General features: G+C 63.6%; 20 protein-coding genes. 10 read left to right on the forward strand and 10 right to left on the reverse strand.

What is annotated here, in order from left to right:
* Positions 1-7: 7 nt before the first annotated feature.
* Both AC3WS6_RS08825 and AC3WS6_RS08830 read right to left on the reverse strand, forming a co-directional pair.
* A complete protein-coding gene (locus tag AC3WS6_RS08825; protein ID WP_492500660.1) occupies positions 8-592 on the reverse strand; it encodes a copper resistance CopC family protein in 585 nt (194 codons plus the stop codon).
* Between the two features lie 157 nt (positions 593-749).
* A complete protein-coding gene (locus AC3WS6_RS08830) occupies positions 750-1,322 on the reverse strand; it encodes a hypothetical protein (RefSeq protein ID WP_492500661.1) in 573 nt (190 codons plus the stop codon).
* Between the two features lie 492 nt (positions 1,323-1,814).
* On the opposite strand from AC3WS6_RS08830, the gene AC3WS6_RS08835 reads away from it, so the two are divergent.
* Positions 1,815-4,100: a KAP family P-loop NTPase fold protein gene (locus AC3WS6_RS08835; RefSeq protein WP_492500662.1), complete on the forward strand. Its 2,286-nt coding sequence runs from the start codon at positions 1,815-1,817 to the stop codon at positions 4,098-4,100.
* 175 nt (positions 4,101-4,275) lie between these two features.
* Here the strand turns inward: AC3WS6_RS08835 and AC3WS6_RS08840 are convergent, their stop codons facing one another.
* Both AC3WS6_RS08840 and AC3WS6_RS08845 read right to left on the reverse strand, forming a co-directional pair.
* Positions 4,276-4,449 carry a hypothetical protein gene (locus AC3WS6_RS08840; protein WP_492500663.1) on the reverse strand — a complete coding sequence of 58 codons (174 nt, stop codon included), beginning with the start codon at positions 4,447-4,449 and terminating at the stop codon, positions 4,276-4,278.
* Positions 4,433-6,847 (reverse strand): P-loop ATPase, Sll1717 family, encoded by a 2,415-nt coding sequence (locus AC3WS6_RS08845; RefSeq protein WP_492500664.1) that lies wholly within the window; start codon positions 6,845-6,847, stop codon positions 4,433-4,435. Before AC3WS6_RS08845 ends, AC3WS6_RS08840 begins: the two co-directional genes overlap by 17 nt.
* A gap of 338 nt (positions 6,848-7,185) precedes the next feature.
* Here AC3WS6_RS08845 and AC3WS6_RS08850 point away from each other — a divergent pair, with 338 nt between their 5' ends.
* The gene (locus AC3WS6_RS08850; RefSeq protein ID WP_492500665.1) at positions 7,186-7,401 is read left to right on the forward strand and encodes a DUF2510 domain-containing protein; all 216 of its coding nucleotides are present in this window, start codon (positions 7,186-7,188) and stop codon (positions 7,399-7,401) included.
* A gap of 150 nt (positions 7,402-7,551) precedes the next feature.
* Complete coding sequence (locus tag AC3WS6_RS08855) at positions 7,552-8,703, forward strand: SNIPE associated domain-containing protein (RefSeq protein WP_492500666.1); 1,152 nt, start codon at positions 7,552-7,554, stop codon at positions 8,701-8,703.
* Positions 8,704-8,932: 229 nt separating this feature from the next.
* Here the strand turns inward: AC3WS6_RS08855 and AC3WS6_RS08860 are convergent, their stop codons facing one another.
* Together AC3WS6_RS08860 and AC3WS6_RS08865 are read right to left on the reverse strand one after the other, a co-directional pair.
* Positions 8,933-9,235, reverse strand: coding sequence for a Dabb family protein (locus AC3WS6_RS08860; protein ID WP_492500667.1), 303 nt, complete (start codon positions 9,233-9,235; stop codon positions 8,933-8,935).
* Positions 9,232-9,795, reverse strand: a complete 564-nt coding sequence (locus tag AC3WS6_RS08865; RefSeq protein WP_492500668.1) for a YbhB/YbcL family Raf kinase inhibitor-like protein — start codon at positions 9,793-9,795, stop codon at positions 9,232-9,234. Before AC3WS6_RS08865 ends, AC3WS6_RS08860 begins: the two co-directional genes overlap by 4 nt.
* A 136-nt stretch (positions 9,796-9,931) precedes the next feature.
* On the opposite strand from AC3WS6_RS08865, the gene AC3WS6_RS08870 reads away from it, so the two are divergent.
* Positions 9,932-10,306: a DUF488 domain-containing protein gene (locus AC3WS6_RS08870; RefSeq protein ID WP_492500669.1), complete on the forward strand. Its 375-nt coding sequence runs from the start codon at positions 9,932-9,934 to the stop codon at positions 10,304-10,306.
* A gap of 16 nt (positions 10,307-10,322) precedes the next feature.
* Here AC3WS6_RS08870 and AC3WS6_RS08875 read toward each other — a convergent pair whose 3' ends face one another.
* The 3 genes from AC3WS6_RS08875 to AC3WS6_RS08885 all read right to left on the reverse strand — a co-directional run bounded on the left by AC3WS6_RS08875 (position 10,323) and on the right by AC3WS6_RS08885 (position 13,776).
* Positions 10,323-11,462, reverse strand: coding sequence for an MFS transporter (locus AC3WS6_RS08875; protein ID WP_492500670.1), 1,140 nt, complete (start codon positions 11,460-11,462; stop codon positions 10,323-10,325).
* Positions 11,463-11,614: 152 nt separating this feature from the next.
* A complete protein-coding gene (locus AC3WS6_RS08880; protein WP_492500671.1) occupies positions 11,615-12,934 on the reverse strand; it encodes a PucR family transcriptional regulator in 1,320 nt (439 codons plus the stop codon).
* Complete coding sequence (locus AC3WS6_RS08885; protein ID WP_492500672.1) at positions 12,931-13,776, reverse strand: helix-turn-helix domain-containing protein; 846 nt, start codon at positions 13,774-13,776, stop codon at positions 12,931-12,933. Before AC3WS6_RS08885 ends, AC3WS6_RS08880 begins: the two co-directional genes overlap by 4 nt.
* A gap of 206 nt (positions 13,777-13,982) precedes the next feature.
* On the opposite strand from AC3WS6_RS08885, the gene AC3WS6_RS08890 reads away from it, so the two are divergent.
* From AC3WS6_RS08890 to AC3WS6_RS08915, 6 genes are all read left to right on the forward strand, one after another.
* Positions 13,983-14,924 carry a Dyp-type peroxidase gene (locus tag AC3WS6_RS08890; protein ID WP_492500673.1) on the forward strand — a complete coding sequence of 314 codons (942 nt, stop codon included), beginning with the start codon at positions 13,983-13,985 and terminating at the stop codon, positions 14,922-14,924.
* A gap of 105 nt (positions 14,925-15,029) precedes the next feature.
* Complete coding sequence (locus tag AC3WS6_RS08895; protein ID WP_492500674.1) at positions 15,030-15,656, forward strand: acetate uptake transporter; 627 nt, start codon at positions 15,030-15,032, stop codon at positions 15,654-15,656.
* A gap of 94 nt (positions 15,657-15,750) precedes the next feature.
* Complete coding sequence (locus AC3WS6_RS08900; protein ID WP_492500675.1) at positions 15,751-16,056, forward strand: nuclear transport factor 2 family protein; 306 nt, start codon at positions 15,751-15,753, stop codon at positions 16,054-16,056.
* A gap of 8 nt (positions 16,057-16,064) precedes the next feature.
* Positions 16,065-16,448, forward strand: coding sequence for a nuclear transport factor 2 family protein (locus AC3WS6_RS08905; RefSeq protein WP_492500676.1), 384 nt, complete (start codon positions 16,065-16,067; stop codon positions 16,446-16,448).
* Positions 16,449-16,509: 61 nt separating this feature from the next.
* A complete protein-coding gene (locus AC3WS6_RS08910; protein WP_492500677.1) occupies positions 16,510-16,869 on the forward strand; it encodes a UBP-type zinc finger domain-containing protein in 360 nt (119 codons plus the stop codon).
* Complete coding sequence (locus AC3WS6_RS08915) at positions 16,866-18,116, forward strand: NAD(P)/FAD-dependent oxidoreductase (protein WP_492500678.1); 1,251 nt, start codon at positions 16,866-16,868, stop codon at positions 18,114-18,116. The genes AC3WS6_RS08910 and AC3WS6_RS08915 overlap by 4 nt, the downstream gene beginning before the upstream one ends.
* Here the strand turns inward: AC3WS6_RS08915 and AC3WS6_RS08920 are convergent.
* Positions 18,113-20,971 carry a helix-turn-helix transcriptional regulator gene (locus AC3WS6_RS08920; protein ID WP_492500679.1) on the reverse strand — a complete coding sequence of 953 codons (2,859 nt, stop codon included), beginning with the start codon at positions 20,969-20,971 and terminating at the stop codon, positions 18,113-18,115. The genes AC3WS6_RS08915 and AC3WS6_RS08920 overlap by 4 nt on opposite strands.
* Between the last annotated feature and the right edge of the window lie 171 nt (positions 20,972-21,142).

Genomic DNA, 21,142 nt, shown 5'->3' on the forward strand with positions numbered 1-21,142 from the left:
TTACCTCTCAGAGATCTGCCGCGGGGTCGCTGGTATCCGGCGTCGCGGCGGCCGTCCGGGGACGGCGAAGGATTCGGACTACGACGAGAAGGGCGACAGCGAGCGCTGCCCCGATCCCGCCGACGAGCAGAAGCCGGAGGGCGCCGCTCGACTCGTCTGCGATCTGATCTGTGCTGGACGTCGGCGCTTCGACCGACGACGATCCGCCGGAGCCGGCGCTCGCCGGTGCCATCGGCTCGGCGTTCCCGACGGTGAACGGGATGACCCCCGAGATGGGGTGCCCGTCCTCCGAGACGACCTGCCACCGCACCTGATACCCCGCCTCGGGCATGTCCGGTGTGAGTTCGGCCGTCACTTCGCTGCCGTTCACCGTCACGACTCCCGACGCCCAATCGGTGCCGGCATCGTCGACGACGAGGACCACAGCGCCCGTGAGCGTTTCGTCGAGCACGAGGAGCTCGCCGGAGAAGGTCAGCGAGACGCTCGAAGGAGCGTCGGCAAGCCGCTCCCCGTCAGACGGGGTGCTCGACAGCAACTGGTCGTGGGCAGATGCCGGCACCGCCGTCGCGACGACCGCGACGGTGGCGAGCATCAGCCCCGCCGCGATTCTGCGGAAAGGGGACATGAAGAAGGGGCCTCTCGACAGGCGCCATGGAGGCGCCGATTCCTGCGAACGGTTCTGCGCGGGATGTGCGCAGAACACCGCGCCGCGCCGATATCGCGGCGCGGGCGGACGGGATCAGATCAGATCAGATCGCCGGGCGAACGGGAGGCGCGCGACCGCGCAGAGTCGCCAGATGCGGCGAGGCCGCCCTCAGTGTGAGGAGGAAAGCGCCGCGGAGTCGGCGAGGGGAGCGGACCGGAGCGGCGATGACGCTCGCAGAGATGCGTCGCCGCAGCCACCGCACCGCCTGAGCGGCGAGCGCGCGAGACGCGTGCACCAGCTGCTCGCCCCAGCGGAGCGCGGCGATGGTCACCAGCGCCGCCGCGAGGTGGCCCATCCACATCGACCCGTCGGCGACGACAGCATCCGCGACGCCGATACCAGCCGGCATCGAGAGCGGGGCGCCATGCACGTGCGCAGGGACAGAGACGCCCGGGGGAGTGACCGTACCGAGCACGAACAGCATGTGGAACAGGAACTGACTGATCCCGACCGAGACCGCGAGACGGGGAAGTGAGAGCCTTCTGCCGGCGAGCATGACGCACACCATGGTCGACAGCATCCACGGGACGAGGATGCCGAGTGGGCCGGGCATCTGTCCGCCACCCGAGACGTGGCCCGCGAGAGCGACGAAGATCGCGAGGGTTGACGAAGCCAAGCCGCGAATGACGGCTGGCCTCCGGGACTCGCTCACCCCTTCAGTCTGGCATGACGCGACCGCGTCCCCGGGAGAAGCCGAGCAGCAACGAGAGAAGCCGCCTGGAACCAGGCGGCTTTTCTCGTACTTGGGGGTAACGCGTACGTATTCACATACGATCCGCGTACAACCCGATGTGGGTTGTACGCATAAGGTGGTTTGCCGCGTGATTGCGGGGCCCCAGAACGCTGCCGGCAGGGGCAATCCTCTGCACGGGTCTCGCTAATCCTCTACTCCCGTTCTTGCTGCGCTCGGGGCAGTATCGCGGCTGCGGCAAAGTTGAGCGTGCCGCGGATTCCAATGATCCATCGCTTGCACTTCTCCGCCGGGCGCCAGCTCAGGTGAGTGGCTCACATCTGCGTTCGAGTGACACGTGGCAACGGCGGCCATGTCACCTTGCGCCGCGGTGTCGGTAGCGCGTGCGCTCCCCGCCGGATGCGCCATCATGGGTCCATGAGTGAGGATGTTTCGGCCCGACGCCGCAGTTTCCGTGAGTGGTGGCTTCTCATCTGGGGGTATGAAGCTCGGAGAGCGGTTGAGAGTGGTCGAGCATCCTTCGTCGACGGGGACGACGGCACTGAGGAGACCAGATCCTGGTTGACCGATGACGCGGACCGGTCGCTCGCCCCGAAAGGAGGGCGAGCTGACTTTCTGAATCGTGCTTGGGAGATCATCGACGAAGGGAGAGTTCAGAAGTTCTCGGTCGTCTTCGGTCTCGTGGGCCCATGGGGATCAGGAAAGTCGTCCATGCTTGATTGGTTTCGAGAGAAAGCCGGCGAAGAGCCCGCCGAGCATGACGCGGAAGCGTGGAATGTCCTGACCTTCAATCCATGGGACTTTCCGGACTCGTCGGCTCTGCAGCTCGGGTTCTTCGCCGCGCTTCAAAGTAGTTTCGGGTCGAGCAAACTCGATTCGGCCCGGAAGGTGGTCAGTGAACTCGGCGTCGCGGTCGCCCCGCTCACCGCGGTGACAGCGGCGTGGGGACTCTTCGATGCAAGCAAGATCGTTGAGAACAGCGCCAAACTTCTTGGCGGGAATCACAGCGTTGACGCCGCACGGCGCAAGCTTGTGAAGATTCTCGAGCAAGCGAAGACGCCAGTCCTCATCATAATCGATGACCTGGATCGTATCTCGGCCGACGAGCTGCTGCTCACTCTGAAGTTGATTCGACAACTCGGCCGTCTGCCATACGTCCACTACCTCCTCTCCTACGACGAGTCGACCATCCTTGATGTCCTGACCCGCACGAGTCTCATCGGCAGCGGTGAGGTGGGGCGAGCGCGTGAGTACATGGAGAAGGTCATCCAGGTGCGCTTCGATGTTCCTCAACTGCGACCGGACGACGTCCTCGAACTCGCGAACACACACCTGCGTGAACTCGGGGACGCCACCGGTCACAGTCTTGGCGAAGAACAACTGGAGCGGTTCTCGACGGCGTACTTCGGATTCATGGCAGACCGACTATCCACTCCGCGTTCCATTCGGCGATTCTTCGCCCAGGCGCGCCTGCTTTCGCCGCGACTCCTTGGCGAGCTTGACCTCTCAGACTTTCTCGTATTGACGTGGCTGCGGACATTCGAGCCCGGTGTATACGCGCTGTTGCAACGCCGTCGCAAGGACCTGATCGGCGATGCCGTCACGTACGGTGGTTCCCGCGATGCCGCCGAGCTCGAGCGGCAACGACAGAAATCTCGAGAGACGTGGAACCTGTCGCTGCGCAACGCCGGTACGCGCGAGGAGGACCTCGCGCATGTGCTTAGAGCGGTCAGTTCGATCTTCCCTCGTCTTTCGGACGCGGTGAACTCCAGTACTGAAGATTCGATAGCGAAGCACCCACGGATCGCCCACGAGGAGGGCTTCGACCGGTACTTCACTGCCGGGATCTCCGACCGCGACATCGCCGACTCGACGGTGAGAAAGGCGGTCGCTGACATGGAAGCGGGGTCAGGGAAGAACTCAGTGGCGGTCGTCGAGACGACGATAGGTCTGCTCGAGATTCGTGCTCTCACTACCTCCAAGCTCATTCGCGCCGCGAAAGAGACATCAATCAGCGCGCCGGAGACCTTTGCTTGGCTCGCGAAGATTTACAACGAGGACTTGGCACAGACGGATCCGCTGAGGTCGACGTACCGCATCGAACAACTGATCTCGGACCGTCTACGTGAAATGCCGTCGGAAGCTGCTCTCGCTGCTCTTGACGCCGTCGCGACCGAACGCGGAGGGATTCTTGTGGCGAACACCGTCAACAAAGCTACCTACAGCCCGCAGGCTGGCACGAACGTTCTAGAACTGACCGTCGCGATTCAGAACTTGGTCACCGCTTCACTGCGGATAGCGATCTATGCAGAGGGAGCGACCATCGATCACATGTCCTGGAACCTTTGGAATTCGGTACTGGCTTGGAAGCACCTAAGTGCAGAAGGGTTCCGGAACTGGCTCCTCGAGGAAAAGTCGGCGCGCGGCGACATTGCAGCCTTGGCATTCTTTGTCAGCCTCACTCAGACGATGGGATCCACTCGCGAAGTGCACCTCGAACGGGTGAACCTGCAGGAAGCCTCGGAGTACTTCGATCTGATTGAGTTGAAGCACAAGCTCAAACAGGAGATCTCCGCCGCACCCCCCATCGATATCGGCTCATTTTCCGATACACCTGACACCCCGGAGAATCGGCGGCTGGCTGTGCTGAACGCTTTGAAGACGTGGGAAGCGCAACCCGTGCGAGCGGCCGAAAGCCGATGACAGGCAGATGAGCGTCGAGGGATAATTCCCGTACTCGCCGCTAGTCGCGTGGGCGCGTTTTGGTTCCCTGGATGGCGACTCGCAATCCAAACTCGAACTTTCTCTCGAATCAGTCCTGGAACTGTCGTGCGGCCGTGCGCAGAAGCCTAGCGGGACCGTTGGTTGAGTAGGGGTATCAATGCCTCATCGACGATGCTCGAAGTCGGCGCCCGAGAGCGTGCCCTGTGATGTGAGGCAGGCTGGTGAGGAGTCCGACGACGACCGCGAGGTCCTTCGACCCCATGGGCCATTCGGGGTCGGTCGGCTTCAGCACGGCCGCTTTCACGGCTCCGCTAGTGCTGGGAATCATCGTCTTCGTGCGTCTCAGACGAATCGCTGCTGTCGGAACCCGGGGCGGGAGCCTCGCCAAGATGAAGGTCGTCGTCGCGGATCTCGAGATAGTTCCGAAAAGCTGGGTGTACTCGGTATCGGATGGTTGTGTGTGCGCGTTGTGCGAAGCGCCTTGCAACTTTCTCCTGTCGGCGGGCGTTTACGCGACCCTCAACATACTTGAACTCGCCTGGGGCTACCTCAATCCCAAGGAAAGATGTGCGCATCAGCCAGTTCAAGATCTCCTCGATGTCGCCGGAAGGCTCCAAGAGGTTCCGCAGCTCCTCTTCGCCAACCGTCGCGGAGGCACCCGCGAACTCATAAAGCGCTTCTTCTAGGTCAAACTCCTCGGAGTCGCTCTCTACTACCAGTGCATCGAAGGCGAACTTCGAATACTGGGCTTCGGCGAAAACTATGTCCTGAGCCTCAATCAGTCGGTGGCGACGGTTGATCGCTGTCGTGAGGGCAGCGTTCGCGAAGAAGATCAGATCCCGCGGTCGAGGAAGAGTCCGCCAGAGTATGTAGTCGCGGGTGGGCTCTCCCCGAACCTCGGAGGTGAAGAGGCCTTTCCAAAGCGAAAGCGGTGTGTGCTGCTTTTTCCGGTTTCGATTCGCCTCGAAACGCTCATCCAGAACTCGGGTAAGTAACTCCGAGTCTTGCCAGTGCACGGCCAAAACCCGAATCTTGTCCGGTTCTCGGGCGTGCGCCGCTACCTTCTCGTAAATGTCCGCACGAAGAAAAACGGTGAGCGTGAGGTTGTTCCCGTTGGTCCCCCCGTTCGAGCTCCGTTGGAACTCGCGTTCCAGAGATCCCACGGTGGTCAGGAGCGCCAAGATGAACCGAGCCATCACCCCGTAGTTGGCGCCATGCTCCCAAGCCTTGTCCAAGTTGTCGATCAGCACCGCGACCCGGTCGAACTGGTGAGTAACCGCTTGGGTCAACTTGCGCAGATTGCCTAGCCGGTGCGAGCGGAGCTCCCGGGCGATGAATTCGCGATTGCTTTCCCCCTCACGTTGGTTGCGGAGCTCGAGCCGGGTGACCGCATTCTCAAGACGCGATGCGAGGTCGTCGCTCGTATCGACTTCTAGCGCGTCGAGTTCTGCGGCGAGCGCTTGCGTCGCTGCGTTCGAGCCGCCCGCCGCGGCACTTTGTTGGCTAAAGCGGACAGCATGACAAGCGATTTCTGTGTAGAGGAGGTACGACCACAACGCGTGCAGCACGTACTCAGAGTCAGCGCCAAGCGTTTCGGCAAGTGCGACGAGGCCAGCAAGCTCATAGCTCGAAGGTTTCACTGATACGACGAGGTTTCGTCGATCCTTTCGCAGGTCGTCTACAGCCTGCAACATCGTTGCCGTCTTGCCGGTGCCCTTGCGCCCGACGAAGACTTTCGCTTCGCCTCGCATGATGCTCGCGAACTCGCTCGTATTGATGAAGTAGTCGCTGAGTTCCTCGCGTTCATACTCGGCAACGTACTGGCCGAATGTAGACAGCGGGAGCTCTACGTCCAGAACCAGTCTGCCGAGTCTCTTGCGGCCCCCAGCCTCGGCGGGCAGCGTGTTCAACCAGTTCTCGACATGGTCTACGAGCTTCGCGGTGGTGGGATAGACGTACAGGAGGTCGCGATAGTCAAGCGGAGCGCGAAAGCCTTGCTCCGCTACGAGAAGGATCGGGATCTCTAGCCCATGAGCGAATCCAGCGAGGAAGCTCGCGCGAGCGTTGTGCTCGATGCTTCGGACCCGGTTCGGGGCGAGGAGATGGAAGATCGCAGCGGATGAGCGGTATATCTCTCGTGCATAGAACTCAAGAGGCGCGAGCCCCAAGTCATCCCCGCTGCCCAGCAACTTAATATCCCGCCGGCGCTCGAGGATACGCTCCAGCGTGGTCGCAGCCTGAAACCGTATCGGGAGGGACGGGGCGAACACCGCGTCTTCCTCTTTCGGTTTTGCGCCAGCGATCAAGCCTGCCAAGAGGTTCGGGCTTTCGGAGTCTCTCTTAGTGAACCAATGGCTGACGAGCGCATCTACGGACCCGCCGTAATCGACGCGGCCGATTGACCCGAGAAGGGCAATCTCACCCCAGAGGCGGGTTGCGTTCCCATCGGTCTCGTCGAGGAGCAGGTACAGGTGTTTGTTCCTCCCCAGGGCGTACCCCGCCTCGAAGAGCACATTGCTGTTCATCGAGCTGATCTCTGCGAATAGAAAGTTCGCGTTGTCGATTTGCTTACAGATCTCCTCAATCAGGATCTTTCCGGAGGGGTTCATTCCCTGCCACCCGCTCGCATCCACGCCTTGGGAAGAGAGCTCTTTGATCGAGTCGCGCATAGTCTCCGCGCGTAGCGCAGACTCGCTTCCGTATGCGAAGAAGATATCTGTTCCCATGACCAGACTCTGCCATAAGGCTCAGCCATTCTGCGGTAAGCCACAGTTGCTCTTCAGCCTCCCTCCGGAGTCGCGAGCGCGGTGCAGGAACCAGCGCGACCACGCCCCCACATCGTGGGCCTACCGCGAGGGACGTTGGGACACGCCTCGCGCCGGGCTCCTTGATCCCGCTTGGTCTCGACTCGGCACCACCGCGGCTCAGCGTTGGCGGACGCCGATAGATACCTACTTGGACACCTGCGTCCAAGCCTCAGTTTTTGACGTCCGCTACTGCTTGGATCGGCTCGGGATGAGTTCATCCTTAGTGTTGCTTGCCTTCGCTGCGTTAGCTTGAGCGGGTGACCTTCGAGAGTACGCAACCCGGTTGGCATCCAGATCCGTCTGGGCAGTTCGAGCAACGTTACTGGGACGGCGCTGTGTGGACGGAACACGTCTTCGCTGCCGGTGCGCAGACTGTTGCCCCGCTGGCCCGCAGCCGTGCAGAGGCTCGAGCGCTTGCATCGTCGCCTGCGGGCGCTTCGGCCCCGGCGCAGGACCCTCCCGCCGTTGAATAGGCGCCGGTTGCGGTTGCCCCGGCAGCTGGAGCGCAGAACGCGCTGGTCCTCGAGAACATCCCGCTCGTCGGTGCACGCAAGCACGCCGAGAAGCTCCGCTCGGAGGTCGCCCGGCTTCAAGGGCTCATCGACCAGTACGGGTTGCAGGAAGTGGCCGCCCTCGATGACCTGAAGCGCCACCTGAACCAGGAAGTCGACGGCGTTCGCGGGCAGGTCGCAGCCGCCTCGGCGGAGCTCGCATCGCGTCAAGCGGACATCGCTTCGACGCAAGCCTCGCTGCTGGACCTGCGCGGAGCCGTCGAGGTCCAGGAGCTCGGTCTCTACGACTACGAGCATCCCGCCGAGGACTCGGTCGCCCTGGCCACGCAGCTCGAAGCACTGCGCGCAGACATCAAGACGGCCGTCCGCGCCGGCCGGGCCACGCAGGCGACGAGCAACTTCACTTTCAACAACAGCACGGCCAAGGGCGCGAAGTTTGTTCGCGACATGTCGAAGCTCATGCTCCGCTCTTACAACGCCGAAGCCGAGAACTGCGTCAAGGCTGTCCGTGCCGGGAACTTGGCCACCGCTCAGAAGCGACTCACCACGGCGCAGGAGCAGATCGCTCGTCTCGGCACGATGATCGATCTGAACATCACGTCTTATTTCCACCAGCTTCGTCTCCGTGAGCTTGAGCTCGCCAACCGACACCTCCGCGCCGTGCAAGAGGAGAAGGAAGCAGATCGCGCGCACCGTGAGGAGCTTCGGGAACAGCGCAAGGCGGAGAAGGAACTCGCTGCGGAGAAGGCGCGCCTCGAGAAGGAGCGCGGGCACTACGCGAACACCATCGCCGCCCTCGAAGCGAACGGCGATCTCGAAGGTGCGGAGCGGATGCGGGCGCGCCTCGCTGATGTCGAGCACGCCATCGAGAACGTCGACTACCGTGCGGCGAACATCCGCGCCGGGTACGTCTACGTCATCAGCAATGTTGGATCGTTCGGGCCTGAGGTGGTGAAGATCGGCCTCACCCGACGCCTCGAGCCGATGGACCGCGTCAACGAACTCGGAGATGCTTCCGTGCCCTTCCGGTTCGACGTCCACGCGCTGTTCTTCGCCGATGACGCCGTGAGCATCGAAGCGATGCTGCACCAGCACTTCGCGGACCGTCGCATCAATCAGATCAACTTGCGCCGCGAGTACTTCCGCACGACGCCCACTGAGGTGCGTGAGGTGTTGAAGGCGCACTCCGTCGAGCTGCTCGACTTCAAGTTGGAGCCCGCCGCGGAAGAGTACATGGCGACCCGTGCGCTGCAGGGCCAGTGAGGCCTTCAACACATAGACGATTGCTAATCTGGGCCGGCGCGAGCGCGATCAGGAATCCAGCAGTCCATGTTGATGATTTGGTTTAGTCTGCATCCCGCCCAGCTCAGGAACGCTTTCAACCGCACTTCGTCGCCGCGACAACGCCCCAAGATGCCTTGATTCCAGTGCGTAGGCGCAGCGTGGCCGTTCCACTGTGTAGGCGGAGCGACCACTAGCCACTCGAGCACGCTTAGGCGTTCGGCGTCTCCCAGTCGATGCCGCCACGCTCGGTGATGAACGTGTGGATCTCTCCGACAGCGGCGCGGTGGATGGGGTTGTTCGCGAAGGCCTCGAGACCTGCCACGTCGTCGAAAGTCGCGAGGACCGCGAAGTCGTGGTTGACCTCCGGGAACGCGACGTTCTCGATGACGTCGATAGACCGGATCGAATCGACGATCCCCACGAGTCCAAGGAGCAGCTCACGGGTTCGGCCGATGGACTCGGCGCGGTCGACATCTTCCCGAAGCTTCCAGGAGACAAGGTGATGGATCATGCGCTCGCTCCGTCCTCGCCGTATGCCGGCTTTCCATCTGCGGTGGTCTCCTGGTATCCGACGAGCTGAGCCCGGCCGATGATGTGCGGTCGCAGCCTCAGGCCGACGATGGCCGGGGTCGCGTCGGCGGCGACTTCGAGTGTCGGGATGTCGAGCGCACTCAGCGTGTAGACATACCGGTGCGGACCGTGGCCGGCGGGCGGAGCGGCGCCGATGAAGATGTCCGTGCCGTATTCGTTGCGGCGGCGCTTCGCTTTCGGCGGCAGCAGATCGTCCTCGGTTCCTGCTCCGCGGACGAGTGCGGTGACACCGGCCGGGATGTCGATGAGCGTCCAGTGCCAGAAGCCCGAGCCGGAAGGCGCGTCCGGGTCGAACACGGAGAGCACATAGCTCTGCGTGCCTTCGGGAGCACCCGACCACTGCAAGGCGGGGGAGCGGTCTTCGCCGCCGCCGGAGGAACCGCGAACCCACATAGGAAGATGCGCGCCGTCGACGAAGTCCGGGCTTGTCAGGGAGAAAGAGGGAACCTCGGGGAGTTTCCAGTTCGGGTCATTGGTCATGACCTCATTCAACGGCTGCACCCGAGCGCGAGCATCGAGCGGGAGTCGGACGCTGCTTCTACATTCGTCCGGTGCGTCCGGTCGGACAGCGCTTCTACCGTGGAGCCATCGTTGCCCGAAAACCTGCGAGGACCTCATGAACAGCCTGCTCATCAAGCGCGTCTACGAACCTGCGGCCGTGGAGGACGGGTTCCGCGTGCTGGTGGACAGGGTCTGGCCGCAGGGCGTCTCGAAGGGGCATGCGGATCTGGATGAGTGGATGCGAGACATCGCACCCACCCCCGTTCTACGGACGTGGTGGGATCACGACCCGGCTCGGATGGTCGAGTTCGCGCAACGGTACGAGGCGGAGCTGGATGCGAACGAGTCGGAGGTGCGCCATCTCGCGGCGGTCGTGAGCGCCCACCCCACAGTCACGCTCCTCTACGGGGAGCACGACCCGGTCGTGAACCACGCCCGCATCCTCCGGGACTACCTTCTGCGGCGTCTCGTGGACGACTTCGACAGCTGAACAGTCTCGCTTGCGTCTATCGCGTCTGTCTGCGCATACGTAGCGCCGCGATGACGGTGACCAGGGCGACCAGAACGACGAAGACGAGCAAGACGGTCGTCTGCGGGACAACCGTCAGGGCTGCCCCAATCGCGAGCACAGGCAGCGCAAGACCGCAGTATGCGATGAGGAAGATGGCAGCCAATGTCTCACCGCGTCGACCAGGTTCAGCGAGCTCGCCCGCCACGGTGACCGCGCACTTGAACAAGGCCCCCACTCCGGCTCCTGCCACTACGCCGCCGATGAGGAACAGAGCAAAGGACGGGAGGACCGCGCCGACAGCGATACCGGCGAGACCCACCCCGCACGCGATAGCGGCGAACAGGAGCTGCGCGCGGCGGGGTACCGCCGACAGCACTACCTGCGCGACGGCTGCCGAGCCGAACACCGCAAAGACTGTGATGCCGGCGATCAGGTGGCTGGTTTGGTCGAACGTGCCGATGAGGATGCTGGGTGCGAGCGACGTGAACAATCCGAAAAGGGAAAATCCCGCGAACGCAGCGAATCCAGCGGCGATGAACGCACTGCGCGCAGCGAGCGGGACCGCGATGCGTTGCGGTCGATACGGACGCGGGGAAACCTGAACGGTTTCCGGGACCAACGTGATGGCAATCGAGAGTCCGACGAGAAGCAGCGCGAACACCGTATGGGGAAGGTGCAGCGGATCCGGGAGGAAATCGGCGAACAGCCCTCCGATGAGCGGACCGAGCGCGAGTCCGCCGAGGTTGGCGCCTCCTGCGACGGATGCCGCGACGATGGTGTTCTCATTCGGTTTCGCTCGTGCGCGGAGCTCTCCGAGGTGTGCGGTCGCTGTTGCTGTGAGGACACCGATGCTCGCGCCGTTGATGACTCGAGCGACCAGAAGACCGGCTACGTCGGTGAACACCATGAACAACACGGCAGAGAGTGTCGAGACGAGGACGGCGATAACGAGCATCCGTCGTCGTCCCATCCAGTCGCTGACGTGCCCGAGGAGGAAGAGGCTCGCAACGACCCCGACGGCGTACGCGGCGAAAATCACAGTGATAGTAGCGACCGGGAAGCCGTCCAGATCCTGGTACAGCGGGTAGAGCGGTGTCGGAACGGTCGAGTACGCCATGACCAGGAGGAACGTCACCGCTACGAGCCAAAAGCTCGCCGCGTGGTGGCGATAAGACGGTGGGGACACGCTCTGACTAGTCACGGGATCTGCTTTCGACATCTGGGACAAAACGGCACCGCCTGATCTTGCCAGAGCGGGCCTCGCTCGAGAGGAGCGGAGAGTGGAGATCATCGAATATGTCCGGCACTCTCCCAGTACGTCGCGAGCTTCAGCGCTAGGTGCAGGGCGCTGCGCTGCATCCCGTTATCCAGGGCCTCCTTCACTACAGGCGGCATGTTCTCGAGCCGGTAGTAAAGAGTGGTGCGGTGAATGTGGAGCGTTTCGCAGACGTCGCGGACGTGATTGGCGGTATCCAGGAGGACCTCGACGGTCTGACGGCGCATCGGGTCGGGATCGTGGATGAGTGTGTGCGCGGCTGGCGAATACCACCGCAGGCGCTCCGGATCTACCAGCACATCCGCAAGGAACAGCCACGGGCCCACGTTGTCCGCGTGAGCGCTCAGCCCGAGCTCCGGAAGCATCTCTACGACTGCTGCGGTCGCGACCGCTCGCCCCGCGACGGGAAGAAGGTCGGTCTCAGTCGCCGAGAGGGCGGCAGATCCAATCGCTTTGAGGGCGACGCCCGCTCTGTCAGCCTCGGACGTGATGAGTGCATCGATGTTCTCCGGGACCCCGTGGCGGCCGACGAAGAGGAGCGCTGCCCCCAACTCGCCGATGAAGATAAGAGCCTGTCGGGCTGTGCTCTCCAGCGCCTGGCCGAGCGCCGCACGTTGGATCACAGGTGCGTCTTCCGCGACGGTGATGGCGCGTACGACCGTCTCCGGCCCACGGGTGACGCCGTGGCTGCGAACGGCCGTAGCAAGCGCCTCGCGACGTGAGGCTGGGTCGCTCGCGAGGAGGGAGCGGAAGACGCTTTCGCGGGCATTGCGTGCCGTTCCCCCCGACCTGGCTTGCAGGAGCGAGCTGGCGACAGTGACGGTCGCGTCGATGGCGCGGAACTCATCTTCTTTAAGGGGGGCGAAGCCGGTCTTGATGAGCCAGATCGTGCCGAGCTGCTCATCGTCGCCCCAGATCGGAACGATGAATCGCTCGTGCGCACCGAACTCGGCGAAGTCGACCGTGAGGGGATGGCGAGTTCGGCTGACCCCGCACTGTTCCGCCCATTCGCGCTCCACCTCAGGTGTCATTCTCGTGAGAAGTGTGCGCACCTGCAGCTCATCGATGTCGTCTCCCTGCGCGCTGGCAGCAACCAGCCGGAAGTCGGTGTCCTGCATCATCACCGAACGGCCGAGGACGTCGGAGAGTTCGTCTACGAGATCCTGCAGGCTTGTCGCTCCGCCCCCCGCAGGCAGCGGGATGAGGTCGGGGCGGATCCCCGCGCGGTGCTCAACGGGTGCTCGAGTCTGTTCTGGCCACACCAACGACGCTACGGAAGGACCGCCGGCAGGTAACAGGTCCGCGTTGTACCACCCTGAGTCAGCGCTCATCGCTCGACTCCGGTCATCCGCACGGTGGCGGCTCCGCCGGGCAGCGACTCCGCGAGCCGCGTAAATAGGCTTGCGCCCAGTCCGCCTGGCTGCGCAGACAACACCGTCAGCTGATATCCCGGCATACTGCGAACCGCGAAGTTCTGCGCGTCGATGGCGATCTCGCCCACCCCGTCGAAGACGAAACGGAAGGTCGCGTCCTCGGGGCCCGAGACATCGTGACGCTCCCAGATGCGTCGGAAGTCGTCGTGAACGGACAACTGCCGGAGAAGCTCCCGCAGGCGCGGAGAGTGCGGGTGTGCGTCGCGCCGCAGCGTCGCAACGGCCGCACGGGCCATCGGCTCCCATTCGCGGAGGCTGCGGCGCATGCGCTCATTGAACAGCGCGCTGACCTGATTCGACCCGGCCGCGAGCCCACCTTCACCGAAGATCGTCGCGAGCGGGTTCGAGGCGATGATGTCCCGGTGAGGGTCGGAAACGTATGCGGGGGTGTGCGTCCACTGCGACAGGGTGCGCGCAATCCGATCTGGCGTGTCGCTGTCGCGGACGAATCCGCGCGGCATCTGCCCCGACACGAGACGGAACGCGTACGCCGTGGATTCGACATCCAGCCGGAGGGCGCGTGCGATTGCGCCAATGACCTGGTCGGAGGGCCGCGCGCCTCGCCCCTGTTCGATGCGCAGGTAGTAGTCGTTGCTGATCCCTGCCAGTTCCGCCACCTCGTCCCGGCGAAGGCCCGCGACACGACGACCACGAGTGCGGGGGAGACCGACATCCTCCGGAGAGATAACGGCGCGCCGTGCCCGGAAGTAGTCTCCGAGTGCAATCAAAGCGGTGTCCATGCGCGCTCCCTGGGGTCGGTGTTCTCAACGTCTGCGTTGGAAACGTACCGGTGGCCGGAAGCCCGCCACATCACCCGAAGCGGCCGCCGATATCCCACGTCAGAGAGTCGAGCCCGTGTTCGACATCTGTCGGATGCCGCCTACTTCCGGAGCGACTCACACTTTTCCAGGCGCCGAGGTACGTGCGCGTGGGAGCGAGGATCTCTATGGCTGGGACGACCGAGGCGGTACAGGCGTTGACGGCGCCGTTGACCGCGAACGCTGTCTTTCTCGTCACCACAATCACCTCTGGCGGGCTGGATCAGGTGCGAGATGTTCTGACGAGTCTTGCCGACACAGTCAAAGCGCTCACTTTCCGTTTTCCCGAGACAGCGTTGACCTGCACGGTCGGGATCGGGAGCCGAATCTGGGATGACTTGACTGGGCTTGCTGCACCGCACCAGTTGCGAGAGTTCACACCGGTCACCGGTGCCGCGCACGCCGCTCCGGCAACGCCCGGCGACCTCCTCTTTCACATTCGAGCTGAGCGTGCGGATGTCTGCTTCGAGCTCGAACGGCAACTCCTGGAGGCGCTCGGTACCTCCGTTGTCGTCCAGGACGAGACGGTCGGGTTTCGCTCCTTCGACCGTCGAGACCTCCTGGGGTTCGTGGACGGCACCGCCAATCCCGTGGGGCCCGACGCGGAATCGTCGGTGTTGGTCGGGGACGAGGACCCTGTGCATGCTGGCGGCACGTACGTGGTCACGCAGAAGTACGTTCATCCGCTCGCTGCGTGGCGAGGTCTCCCCACGGAAATGCAAGAGGCCATCATCGGGCGCACGAAACTCGAGGGTGTCGAGCTGGATGACGCGGAAGAGGGCCAGAAGTCTCACAAGACGCTGACGACCATCACGGACGACGCCGGCGCCGAGCACGACATCCAACGGGACAATATGCCGTTCGGTAGTCCGGGTCGCGGTGAGTTCGGCACGTACTTCCTCGGTTATGCGCGGAACCTCTGGGTCATCCAGCAGATGCTGGAGCGGATGTTCATCGGCGACCCTCCCGGCCTGCACGACCGGCTCCTCGACTTCTCCACCGCCGTGACCGGCTCCGTGTTCTTCGCACCGCGCGTCGACGTCCTCGCCTCCCTTCGTTCCCCGGAGTAACGGCGGCAGGTGATGTCCCCAGCGGCGCCGGGGGATGTCCTCGCTCCCATCCCAGACCTACCGTCACATCCATCCACCGCACCGCAGACGCGACAGAGAGCACCCATGACTACCCACACCGCACCGGCCATGACCGAAGCCCCGAAGCCGGTCGCATCCGTTCGCCACCCCGTCATTCGGGGCATCGCTGACCCTGCAGCCCTCGGCCTCGGCGCATTCGGCATGTCGACTTTCCTGTTGAGCTTTGCCAACGCAGGCATCTTCCCCGGCGCGGCTGTCGCTGTGCTCGGACTCGGCCTGTTCTACGGCGGGGTCGCTCAGATCATCGCCGGCATCTGGGAGTTCGTGCAGGCGAACACGTTCGGCGCACTCGCCTTCGTGTCCTACGGAGCGTTCTGGCTCGCGTACTGGTGGACCATCACCACCCCAGGCATGGTGGAGAAAGCAGGCGGAGAGGGTATGGGAACGTTCCTCATCCTGTGGGCCGTCTTCACCGCATTCCTCGTCGTCCCGTGCACCCGTATCTCCGTGCTGCTCACCGTTCTGTTCAGCGCCGCAGCCATCACGTTCGTCCTTCTCGCCATCGGCGCATACGCATCCTCGGACGTGATCACCCGTGCAGCCGGGTACACCGGCTTCGTTGTGGGAATCCTCGGACTCTACGGCTGCTTCGCATCCGTAGTGAACGCCACCTGGCACCGCACGGTCATCCCGCTGGGAAGCCGCGAGTGATGACATGAGGCCTCAGACCAACCGTTCGGCCCCCGCGGGAGTCGGGTCGCCTGCGCTCGAGCATGTGCGTCGTCTCGAAGGACACGTACCGTCCGTGGTGACCGATGCCCTAGATGCCGCAAACGCCCAGAACGCGGACGCTCTCACCCGATGCTTCCACCCCGACGCGGACGTGGACGCGTGGGGGATGCTGTTCGAGGGCTTTCAGGGGATCACCTTGTGGATCGAGAAATGGATCATCGAAAACCGCGTGCAGTTCACGGACCTCCTGCACACCTGGGATGGCAGCGACCTTGCCGTGCACACCCAAGTGCACGGGAACAGCTACAACGGTCCCGCTACTTTGACCTTCTCCACGCGCGGCGACACGATCTCTGCACTCCGGATCACCACGGCGTAGAGGGCAACATGCACGAGCACTGGGAACGCCCGCTGACAGCCATCGAGTTGCTGGAGATCGAACTCGTGGTTCGCGATTTCGTCACCATCTTGAACGAAGGTAGCGACCACGATATTCATGCGTTTCTGACCGAAGACGTCACCTATCAGCCCTCCGCGCGGGAGATCATTCGCGGGCGCGGCGCCGTCGTGTCGATGATCTGCGACATCCGAAACACGTTCACTGACTGGCACACGGAGCTCGTGAGCTTGGCGGTCTCGGGTCCAGTGGTTCTCGCCGAACTCGCAATGTGTCTCACCCTCCCCACGACCGGGCCCCAATGGGTCATGGGGTTCGCGAGTTTCCGTGTGGACAACTTCAGAATCAGTGCGTGGCATCAAGTACACGCTTGAGTGCCGACGTGAATCCAGTCACCATGATCCCGACAGAACACCAACGACAGGAGAACCACTCATGAGCGACGTCAGCGACTTCATCCGAGCGGACGTTCCGCCATCCGGGCCGGGGTGCGCGGAGTGCGAGAAGATCGGGTCATGGTGGCTGCATCTGCGCCGCTGCGCGTTCTGCGGGCATGTCGGATGCTGCGACGACTCCCTGCACAAGCACGCCACGAAGCACGCTCACGCGAGCGGCCATCGAGTCATCCAGAGTTTCGAACCGGGCGAGGACTGGCTCTGGGACTTCCACACCCAAACAGCGTTCGAGGGGCCTCTCCTCGCGCCTCCGCGAAGCCACCCACGATCCCAGACCACCCCCGGGCCGGCAGATCGCGTGCCGAGGAATTGGGAAGATCAACTCGCCGAGAACGCATGACTGAGATCACTCCTGGCAGCAAGCTGCCGCTCAAACTCCTTGCGGACGCGGATGGACGAGACGCCTATGCACTGCGCGACTATCTGACTCGAAGTGGAGTGCCCTTCTTGTCCATCAGCGTGCCGCCTGGCTCTCGCGAGGCCGAAGGCGTGCTCCTGACCGGTCGCCAGCTTCCCTTGGTGCTGTTCGCAGACGGGGAGGTGCTCGAGCACCCCACGCCAGCTCAGGTGGCATCCGTGTTGGGGTGGGTGACGCCGCCGTCACGGTCTGCGTACGACCTCATCATCCACGGCGCGGGCCCTGCAGGACTCTCGGCTGCCGTCTACGCTGCGTCGGAGGGTCTCAGTGTCGCTGTCGTAGAACGCGACGCTGTCGGCGGGCAGGCCGGCTTCAGCAGCCTCATCGAGAACTACCTCGGCTTTCCCGGGGGGATCTCCGGTGCAGAGCTCGCCGAGCGAGCCCGCCGCCAGGCGCTGTCTTTCGGTGCCGACCTCGTTCTCATGCGTCACGGCATCGCCCGGACGTTCAAAGACCATGACGTGCGCGCCGTCCTCGCCGACGGTTCGGAGATCCATGCCCGCGCGGCACTCTCGGCGACCGGCGTGCAGTGGAGGCGACTCGGTCTAGAGGGGGAGCATGAGTGGGAAGGGGCGGGCATCTACTACGGTGCGGGCACCAGCGAGGCCTCCGCCTGCATCGGGTTGCACGTGTACGTCGTGGGTGGCGCTAACTCTGCGGGACAGGCAGCGATGAACCTGGCCGCTCACGCCGCCCATGTCACCATCGTCGTGCGCGGAGCTTCGCTCTCCTCGACCATGTCGGCCTACCTACTCAACCGTCTCGCCGTGCAACCGAACGTCACCATCCTCCTTCATACCCGCGTCGTGGCCGTCGATGGCGGTGATCACTTGCGTGAGATCACACTCGAGCAGGCGGGTACGACGACACGGGTTGCTGCAACCCACCTATTCGTCTGTATCGGCGGCGCGCCGAACACCGAGTGGGCGAAGACGACCGATGTGCAGCTCGACAGTCGTGGGTTTGTCCTGACCGGTGTGGACCTGGCCCCCGCCGATCTTGAGCGGTGGCCTTTGGCGCGCCCGCCGTACTACCTCGAGACGTCGGTCCCCGGGATCTTTGCCGCCGGAGATGTACGCGCGAACTCCGTCAAACGGGTCGCATCAGCGGTCGGCGAAGGAGCGATGGCCGTAACCCTTATCCGCCGATACCTGGGGGAGTCGGACTAGCCCTGTTGGTTCGAGGTCGTCGCGGCGGCGGATTCCTCTTGGAAACGATGTGCCGCCTCACGCCTCGTATTCACGCCCCATTTCGAGAAGATGTGGCGGATGTGCGTGACAACCGTGTGCGGGGAGACCATGAGGTCCTCGGCGATCTTCTGTGTCGTCAGCCCTGCCGCAATACGTTCAGCGACCTGGTACTCGCGTGAAGACAGCCCCATCGGGCCGTCGCTGACCGACTTCGCCCTAGTCCGAACTCCGCGGTTTCGGAGGGTTCGGAGCACGCGACTCACTTCTCGGGCCGCGCCGAGCTCCTCGAACAGTCGCATTCCTTGCACATAGCAGCTCGCCGCTTCCTCGTCGGTCGGGGCGAGGCTGCCCGCGAGCTCGAGCAACCGAGCACGGATCAGCGGTCGTTCCACGTCCGCCATCAAGGCGACAGCTTCCATGACAGAGGAGAACGATTCATCGCGGACTGCGAGCACTGCTGATGACACCGCGGCAACGTATGCGTTGTTCGGGTTCTGAGATGCACGACTGGCGGCGTGCCGCGCGATTTTTTCAACGGCGGCGTCGTCGCCCATCTTTTTGCTCAGATAGGCGAGGTACACATCGTCGGAAAAGTCTGCCGGTGTGGTCATCGAGGGAACGGGCACGCTCACGCACTCGCGCGCTATCGCTGTGTACCCGTAGGCCGCCTCGATATCGCCGAGATCGAACGCTTCCAGGGCCAGACTCCAGTTGCCGGTTCGGGTCAGACTGAAACCGTCAGCGAGTTGCTGCACGAGCGGCCGAACAGTCTGGCGCAGTTCGACATCGCCCGTGTCCAGGGCGATCCGGTGTAGCACCACGCCCGCGGTGGCGTTCGCGAAGTCGCCGAGATGGAGCAGGTCGGCCAGGTCCAGAACAGTCTCGGCTTGCTCGCGCGCTTGATCGATACGACCGAGGTCGTAGAGGACCCGGGAGCGCACCATCATCCAGAACGCCTCGGCGACGACGTACTTCGCACTTCTCGCATCACGTAGACCCTCGTCAACAAGCCGAAGAGCGTCCACGCAGTCGCCTCTGCTGTTCAGCATGAAGGCCATCCACAGGCCCTCCGGTACCCACAGCGCCGCGGATCTGCCGGCGCGTTCGAGCTTCTCGAGCGCCGAAGCTTGCAACTGTTGCGCATCATCGAAGCGATTCTCGTTGAACAGGAGCACTGACTCGGTGGCGTCCACGGTGGCAAGTGCGAGGAGATCGCGTTCATCATCGGCGTGCTGACGCGCGCGTGCCAGGCTGTCCCGCAGGCCGACGGCATCAGCCTTATTCGCATAGTTGAGCGCCCGAACCGCGAGTAGTTCGACCACCGTCTTTTGCGAGACGCCCGCAAGCGCAAGTGCAGCTTCGGTCTCCTCGATGGCCCTTCCGAAGTCTGACTCCGTGAGCTGCCGAGCGAATGCGAGACTCACCCGTGCGCGCTCTTCCGCGCTGAGCCCGGGCGTGAGCGACTCGCGGATTCGATGGGCGTCGTCTTGCAGACCGCCAGCGAGGACCAAGGGGAGTAACTCGACCACACGAGCGGAGTGATGCGTTCGCCCTTGCGCCAGCCGTGCCCCGCGGACTGTCAGCTCGGCCGCGCCGCGGGCATCGATGGGGGCGAGTTCCATAGCAGCGGTAAAGAGCAGATCAATAGACGCGTCGTCTCCCGCCTCCGCCGCGGCGGAGATCGGGGAAGCCAGAGAGGATACGGACTCGCCCGCCCGCAATCGATGCTGGAGAACTTCGCGGGCGACCGCCCGGCGGACAGTCGGAGACAGGCTGTCGTATGCTGCCGTCTGAATCGTGTCGTGTCGGAATGCAAAACTGCTTCCGGTGTCGACGACGAACCCCAGGTCGAGGAGCTGCTGGACCGCGGGCACCACCTCCGCCGCAGATTGGCCGACGACTTCGAGGACGCCGTTGAGGGGGAACTCTCGACCGTAGAGGCTGCCGATCTGAATGATTCGACGAGCGTCAACGCTCAGCGCTGCGATGCGCTCGCGTACCGACGCCCCGTACCGGGCTGGGACCACGTCCTTTTCGAGGTCGACCATGCCCCGAGACGATTGGAGGAGGCCTTCTTCTTCCATCCCGCGAAGCATCTCGAGGATCAGAAGTGGCGACCCGCCGGTCTTGCGGATGGCCACCTCAACCTTCGGCCCCGGCGCGGCCCCGAGAATGTCGCGGGCCATCGCGTCGATGGCATCCAGGTCAAGCGAGGCCAGATCGATGACCGAAGCGAACTCTCGAAGACTGATGAGGAATCGCCGATGCTCCGGTCCGTAGGCCCCGCTGCGCGTGGCGAAGACCCAATACACGGGGAGGCCTTCGAGAATTCGCAGGAGGGCGGTGAGGACCGCAAGGGATGCGGAATCCAACCATTGGAGATCGTCAACGACGACGAGCACCCCTGCCCGGGAGCTGGCAGCTTCCAGAGTGTCGCCGAGGACACGGGTGATCCAATACTGCGGCGACGTGCCCTGAATCGCCGCGTGCAACTCGTCTGCAGTGAGCAGCGGCGGATCCGCTTCCACTACCGCGCTGATGAGGGCGCCCAACGGGGATAGCTGAGAGTCGAAATCGGGTGCCACGACCAGCGTGGCCCACCCGCGTCCGTGTGCCTGCTGCAGCGCATGCTGCAGCAGGCGGGTCTTCCCCATGCCGGGGTCACCGGAGAAAACCGTGACTGCGTTCTGGCCGGCGAACGCGAGATCGAACCCCTGCTCAATCGCATGAACTTCTGGCTTTCGGCCACGAACGGGAATCAAGTAGAGGTCGGCTGCACTTCCCGCGAGCGCGTCGCGGTTGCTGGCGCGATGTGGCTTGCGGGACGGGGGCACGCACTCACGATACTCGCGCAACGGCTGAACACGAGACGAAGCGACTTTCGCCAATCGTCGCAACGCTATTCGGCCAGAGGGTGCGCGAATAGAACATGCGATGTATCGGCGGGACCCGGGGGATGTAGCCCCCGAAACTGCCGAATAACGTCGCATCTGCGAACGCCGGAT

It is taken from the genome of Microbacterium sp. EB106-03-03-XG65, from assembly GCF_058791955.1.

What these genes read in the sequence shown, in the direction of transcription:
- AC3WS6_RS08905 (WP_492500676.1), top strand. Translation starts at nt 16,065, where the DNA reads ATGCACGAGCACTGGGAACGCCCGCTGACAGCCATCGAGTTGCTGGAG.
- AC3WS6_RS08865 (WP_492500668.1), bottom strand. Translation starts at nt 9,795, where the DNA reads ATGACCAATGACCCGAACTGGAAACTCCCCGAGGTTCCCTCTTTCTCC.
- AC3WS6_RS08915 (WP_492500678.1), top strand. Translation starts at nt 16,866, where the DNA reads ATGACTGAGATCACTCCTGGCAGCAAGCTGCCGCTCAAACTCCTTGCG.
- AC3WS6_RS08835 (WP_492500662.1), top strand. Translation starts at nt 1,815, where the DNA reads ATGAGTGAGGATGTTTCGGCCCGACGCCGCAGTTTCCGTGAGTGGTGG.
- AC3WS6_RS08890 (WP_492500673.1), top strand. Translation starts at nt 13,983, where the DNA reads ATGGCTGGGACGACCGAGGCGGTACAGGCGTTGACGGCGCCGTTGACC.
- AC3WS6_RS08880 (WP_492500671.1), bottom strand. Translation starts at nt 12,934, where the DNA reads ATGAGCGCTGACTCAGGGTGGTACAACGCGGACCTGTTACCTGCCGGC.
- AC3WS6_RS08870 (WP_492500669.1), top strand. Translation starts at nt 9,932, where the DNA reads ATGAACAGCCTGCTCATCAAGCGCGTCTACGAACCTGCGGCCGTGGAG.
- AC3WS6_RS08845 (WP_492500664.1), bottom strand. Translation starts at nt 6,847, where the DNA reads ATGGGAACAGATATCTTCTTCGCATACGGAAGCGAGTCTGCGCTACGC.
- AC3WS6_RS08825 (WP_492500660.1), bottom strand. Translation starts at nt 592, where the DNA reads ATGCTCGCCACCGTCGCGGTCGTCGCGACGGCGGTGCCGGCATCTGCC.
- AC3WS6_RS08840 (WP_492500663.1), bottom strand. Translation starts at nt 4,449, where the DNA reads ATGATTCCCAGCACTAGCGGAGCCGTGAAAGCGGCCGTGCTGAAGCCG.
- AC3WS6_RS08885 (WP_492500672.1), bottom strand. Translation starts at nt 13,776, where the DNA reads ATGGACACCGCTTTGATTGCACTCGGAGACTACTTCCGGGCACGGCGC.
- AC3WS6_RS08860 (WP_492500667.1), bottom strand. Translation starts at nt 9,235, where the DNA reads ATGATCCATCACCTTGTCTCCTGGAAGCTTCGGGAAGATGTCGACCGC.
- AC3WS6_RS08910 (WP_492500677.1), top strand. Translation starts at nt 16,510, where the DNA reads ATGAGCGACGTCAGCGACTTCATCCGAGCGGACGTTCCGCCATCCGGG.
- AC3WS6_RS08895 (WP_492500674.1), top strand. Translation starts at nt 15,030, where the DNA reads ATGACTACCCACACCGCACCGGCCATGACCGAAGCCCCGAAGCCGGTC.